The organism is Bradyrhizobium sp., from assembly GCF_019242285.1.
GTDB lineage: Bacteria > Pseudomonadota > Alphaproteobacteria > Rhizobiales > Xanthobacteraceae > Bradyrhizobium.
On the sequence record NZ_JAFAVV010000570.1, the window covers coordinates 1 to 3,972 of the forward strand.

Consider the following 3,972-nt stretch of genomic DNA (forward strand, 5'->3'; position numbering starts at 1 on the left):
GCTATTCCTTCAACCTCGACGGCACGATGATGTACTGCACCTTCGCCAGTATCTTCATCGCGCAGACCTACAAGATCGACATGCCGATTGCGACGCAGCTTGCGATGCTCGCAACCTTGATGATTACTTCGAAGGGCGTGGCCGGCGTTCCCCGCGCCTCGCTGGTGGTGATCGCCTCGACCTTGAGCCAGTTCAATATCCCCGAGGCCGGGCTGCTCATGATCATGGGCATCGACACCTTCCTGGACATGGGCCGCAGCGCCACCAACGTGATCGGCAACTCGCTCGCGACCGCCGTGGTGGCAAAATGGGAGGGCGAGCTTGCGCCGGAGCATGCGCTCGGTCCCGACGACGTGGTGCCGCCGGACATGATCGCGGGCGAGGTGCCCGCCATGGCCGGCCATTGATGGGAGGCAGCGATGCGCCATATCGTCAGGGCGATCCTGGCGGCCGGATTGCTGGCAGCCCTCCTGCCGGCGAGGCCCGCGTCGGCCCAGGACAGCATCAGTGCCGGCGGCGAGGGGCTCAGCCCCGCGCTGTCCGCCATCAAGAGCGCCCACGTCGTCCATCTCGGTTATCGCGAGAGCTCGCCGCCATTCTCGTTCCTGGACCAGGCCAACCGGCCGATCGGCTACAGCCTCGAACTGTGCGAGGCCGTCGTCGACGAGATCGGCGTCGAGGTCGACGACCCCGGCCTCAAGATCGAATACGTCAAGGTCACCTCCGACGACCGCATCCAGGCGGTGCTGGACAACAAGATCGACCTGGAATGCGGCTCGACCACCGCCAATGCCGAGCGCGGCAAGCAGGTCGCGTTCTCGCCTCTGATGTTCGTCGCCGGCACCAAGCTGATGGTGGCGAAGGCCGGCGGCGTTGCCTCGGTGACCGACCTCAAGGGCAAGACGGTGGTGGTCACCAAGGGCACCACCAACGAGCAGGCGATGCACAACGCCGACAAGAAGTTCGCGCTCGGGCTCAACATCATCGCCGCGCCCGATCACGAGCAATCCTACCAGATGCTCGCCGACGGCAAGGCCGATGCCTTCGCGACCGACGACATCCTGCTCTATGGCCTGATCGCCCGTCACAAGTCGCAGGACAGGTTTCATGTCGTCGGTGATTACCTCTCCTACGACCCCTACGGCATCATGTTCCGCAAGGGCGACGCCGCGCTCGCCGCCGTGGTCGAGCGGGCATTCCGCAAGCTCGGCTCCAACCATGACCTCGTCCCGCTCTACAACAAGTGGTTCGTGGCGCGGCTGCCGACCGGTGAGCGGCTCAACGTGCCGATCTCGGCGCAGCTCGAGGACGCCTTCAACGCGCTGGACGATTCCGCGAGCGCCAATCATTGACCCGACGCTAACCATTGCGGCCGCCACGTCGGGCGGTCGCAATGAAATGCGGCGCACAGGCTGATTTCCGCAAGTTCGTTGCGCCAGCTCTGTGCGCCCCATCACGGCGCTGCCACCTCCTTTCAGCGATATGTCGGCATGCATTTGACATCGCTCAAATGTGCGCCCGGCGCGGGTTGATTATCTCCCGAATTCGCGTACATAGCCGACGAAAATGCCAACCAGATCAGTCGTTTCCCGCGCCTGCGAACAGCTGATCCATCCTAACTTCATCGCCATCGGGAAAACCACAGACCATGAGTGCGTTCTATCGAGAGAAAGTTCTTTCCGTTCAGCACTGGACCGATACGCTTTTCAGCTTCCGCGCCACCCGCGATGCCGGCTTCCGCTTCCTCAACGGGCAGTTTGCGATGATCGGCCTCGAGGTCGATGGCCGTCCGTTGATGCGCGCCTACAGCATGGCGAGCGCCAACCACGAGGAGGAGCTGGAGTTCTTCTCGATCAAGGTCGCCCACGGCCCCCTGACCTCGCGGCTGCAGAGGATCCGCCAGGGCGATACCATCCTGGTCGGCCGCAAGGCCACGGGCACGCTGATCACCGACAATCTGATCCCGGGCGAGCGCCTGCTGCTGCTGTCGACCGGCACGGGCCTCGCCCCCTTCGCCAGCCTGATCAAGGACCCCGAGGTCTATGACCGCTTTGAGAGGATCGTGCTGGTGCATGGCTGCCGGCAGGTCTCCGAGCTCGCCTATGGCGAGGAGGTGGTGACGAAGCTGCGCGACGACGAACTGTTCGGGCCGCTGCTCGCGGACAAGCTCGTCTATTATCCGACCGTCACCCGCGAGCCGTTCCGCAATCGCGGCCGCATCACCGACCTGATCAGCTCCAGCCAGCTCTTCAACGACATCGGCGAGCGGCCGCTCGACCTCGAAACCGACCGCATCATGATGTGCGGCAGCCCGGCAATGCTGGAAGAGCTGCGCCAGATGTTCGACGGGCGCGGCTTTGCCGAGGGCAACCACAGCGCGCCCGGTCACTACGTCATCGAGAAGGCGTTCGTCGAGCGCTGATCTCATGGCTGCCCGCCTCATCCCGCCTTGCGCGCGTGATGGCTGTGCAGTTTCGACGACAAGAGCTTGCGCCATTCGTTGAAGGCGTCGCTCGCAACGTCGCGCGGGCGCGGCAGGTCGATGACATATTCGCTGTCGATCCGGCCCGGCCCCGGCGACATCACCACCACGCGGTCGGCGAGGAAGATCGCCTCCTCGATCGCGTGGGTGACGAACAGCACGGTGAGCCCCGTGCGCGACCAGATCTCGACCAGCTCGTCCTGCAATCGCTCGCGCGTCATCGCATCCAGCGCGCCGAACGGCTCGTCCATCAGCACCATCTCGGCGTCATTGGCGAGCACGCGCGCGATCGCCACCCGCTGCTTCATGCCGCCGGAGAGCTGGTGCGGATAGACGTCGGCGAAGCTCTGCAGGCCCACCAGCTCGATGAAGCGCGCGCAGGTCGCCTTGATCTCGCTCCTCGCGCGGCCGCGCGATTTCGGGCCGAAGCCGATATTGTCGCGGACGCTGAGCCAGGGGAACAGGCCGTAGTCCTGGAACACCATGCCGCGGCTCCAGTCCGGCCCCGCGATCGGCTTGTCCCACATCAGCGCCTCGCCCGAGGTCACGCTCTCGAAGCCGGCCGCCATCCGCAGCAGCGTGGACTTGCCGCAGCCGGAGGCGCCGATCAGGCAGATGAACTCGCCCTTCCTGACCCGCAGATTGGCGCCGCGCAGCGCCTCGATGGCGCGGCCGCCCTGCGCATAGATCTTGCCGGCGTTCTTCATCTCGAGGATGGGCACGGTCGCCTCAGCCATGCGCGGGGCTCCAGGCCAGGAGACGCTTGCCGATCAGCATCACGAGCTGGTCGGACAGGAAGCCGAACACGCCGATCACGATCATGCCGCAGATCACGATCTCGGTGCGCGAGAGCTGCCGCGCCTCCATGATGATGGCGCCGAGTCCGGTCTGCACGCCGGTCATCTCGCCGACCACGATCACGACCCAGGCAAAGCCGAGTCCGAGCCGCATGCCGGTGAAGATCGAGGGCAGCGCCGCCGGCAGCACCACGCGGAAGAACTGCGCCGAGCCGGTGCAGCCGAGCATGGATGCCGCCTCGAACAGCCGCGGCTCGACCGAGCGCACCCCGAAGATGGTGTTGACCAGTACGGGATAGAACGCGCCGAGAAACACCAGGAAGAACGCCGAGCGCGGCCCCAGGCCGAAGATGATCATCGCGAGCGGCAGCCAGGCGGTGACGGGAATCGGCCGCAGGATCTGGATGGTCGGATCGAGCAGTTGCCGCACCAGCGGCACGCGTCCGATCAGCATGCCCAAAGGCAGCGCCACCGCGAGCGCCAGCGCGAAGCCGCCATAGACCCGGCTGATCGAGGCGACGAGGTGGGTCAACAGCGTGCCGCTATAGGCATCGTCATTGATGCCGCCGACCGCGAGGTCCCAAAGCTCCTGCCACACGTCATAGGGCGGCGGGATCAGGCTCGCCGGCCGGTTCGCGGTGGCGAGATGCCAGAACGCCAAGAGCGCCAGCGGAAACGCGATCGCGAGCAGCG

5 protein-coding genes are annotated in these 3,972 nt (G+C 65.5%); 3 read left to right on the forward strand and 2 right to left on the reverse strand.

Annotated elements, in window-relative coordinates; all coding sequences use genetic code 11:
• The 3 genes from JOY90_RS23080 to JOY90_RS23090 form a co-directional block, all read left to right on the forward strand.
• A partial coding sequence (locus JOY90_RS23080; RefSeq protein ID WP_291693424.1) for a cation:dicarboxylase symporter family transporter occupies nucleotides 1-407 on the forward strand: 407 nt, incomplete at its 5' end.
• A 12-nt stretch (nucleotides 408-419) separates the two neighbouring features.
• The gene (locus JOY90_RS23085; protein WP_291693425.1) at nucleotides 420-1,352 is read left to right on the forward strand and encodes an amino acid ABC transporter substrate-binding protein; all 933 of its coding nucleotides are present in this window, start codon (nucleotides 420-422) and stop codon (nucleotides 1,350-1,352) included.
• Nucleotides 1,353-1,648: 296 nt separating this feature from the next.
• The gene (locus tag JOY90_RS23090) at nucleotides 1,649-2,422 is read left to right on the forward strand and encodes a ferredoxin--NADP reductase (protein ID WP_291693426.1); all 774 of its coding nucleotides are present in this window, start codon (nucleotides 1,649-1,651) and stop codon (nucleotides 2,420-2,422) included.
• A 17-nt stretch (nucleotides 2,423-2,439) separates the two neighbouring features.
• On the opposite strand, the gene JOY90_RS23095 is transcribed toward JOY90_RS23090, so the two are convergent.
• Entirely contained in the window at nucleotides 2,440-3,219 is a 780-nt protein-coding gene (locus JOY90_RS23095; protein WP_291693427.1) for an ABC transporter ATP-binding protein, read from the reverse strand.
• Nucleotides 3,212-3,970 carry an ABC transporter permease gene (locus JOY90_RS23100; RefSeq protein ID WP_291693428.1) on the reverse strand — a complete coding sequence of 253 codons (759 nt, stop codon included), beginning with the start codon at nucleotides 3,968-3,970 and terminating at the stop codon, nucleotides 3,212-3,214. The genes JOY90_RS23095 and JOY90_RS23100 overlap by 8 nt, the downstream gene beginning before the upstream one ends.
• Between the last annotated feature and the right edge of the window lie 2 nt (nucleotides 3,971-3,972).

Excerpts from the sequence above, each read along its gene's own strand:
- JOY90_RS23085 (WP_291693425.1), top strand. The coding sequence starts at position 420 with ATGCGCCATATCGTCAGGGCGATCCTGGCGGCCGGATTGCTGGCAGCC.
- JOY90_RS23090 (WP_291693426.1), top strand. The coding sequence starts at position 1,649 with ATGAGTGCGTTCTATCGAGAGAAAGTTCTTTCCGTTCAGCACTGGACC.
- JOY90_RS23095 (WP_291693427.1), bottom strand. The coding sequence starts at position 3,219 with ATGGCTGAGGCGACCGTGCCCATCCTCGAGATGAAGAACGCCGGCAAG.